This window comes from Neisseria sp. P0021.S006 (genome assembly GCF_051956895.1).
This window is the reverse complement of record NZ_JBQCWZ010000583.1, coordinates 1-835: the sequence shown is the minus strand read 5'-3', so window position 1 is coordinate 835 and position 835 is coordinate 1. Positions and strand designations below refer to the sequence as shown.

Genomic DNA, 835 nt, shown 5'->3' with positions numbered 1-835 from the left:
AGCCTCTATTGCTTGGCAGGAATAGGTTAAAAATATATCATGACGTAATATCTAGTAAATATATGGTTGAATGCGCGCACATTGGTTAGTACCATAATTTTCGAACAGGGGATCCGTTTTGAAAAAACATCACAATATTAAATTAATTACAGCTTCTATCGCTTTAATGACATCGCTCAGTGCCTCTGCGGGTTTGGGGGGCTTGAATGTTCAATCTCATTTGGGTGAGCCTTTTACAGGCAGTATCACTGTGACTGGTGAGGAAGCTCAGGCTCTGCTCAATGGCGGTAAGGCCACTATTTCAAATGGCAATTTGCGCGCGGCGGTACGCAAATCAGGCGATAAGGCAGTCGTTACTATCCGCTCTTCTCAAGCCATCAAAGATCCTGTTTTGGTTTTCCAAGTAGGTATCGGCGCGCAATCGCGTGAATACACCGCCATTATCGATCCGGCCGGATATGATTCTAAAGATGCTGCATCTGTTCGTACCCGTCCGGCCACTGAATCTCAATCCTCCGAGCCGACACGTAATGTCCAACAGCCTGCAACGAAAAATAATAAAGCAGCAGGTAATCAGGCCACTCAGGTGCGTAAGGATGTGCAGCGTAAGGCTGAGAAAAAACAAGTTCAGACGGCCTCTGCTAAAAACGACACTGCCTCACGTTTAGGCAGACAGCATTTGGTGCGTACGGGTGAAACCCTGATGGCCATTGCGTCGAGCATCCGTCCGCAAGGTATGACCTTGGATCAAACCATCCAGGCTTTGGTAAATGCCAACCCGGATGTGTTTATTGATAATAATGCCAACCGTATGTTGGCAGGTAAAGTACTGAAT

Annotated in this window: 1 protein-coding gene; it reads left to right on the top strand. The window is 46.6% G+C overall.

Annotation, left to right across the window (positions count from 1 at the left end; genetic code table 11):
* Positions 1 to 166: 166 nt before the first annotated feature.
* Positions 167 to 835 (top strand): type IV pilus assembly protein FimV (locus tag ACTHUM_RS15835; RefSeq protein WP_440403398.1); only part of this gene is annotated, 669 nt, incomplete at its 3' end.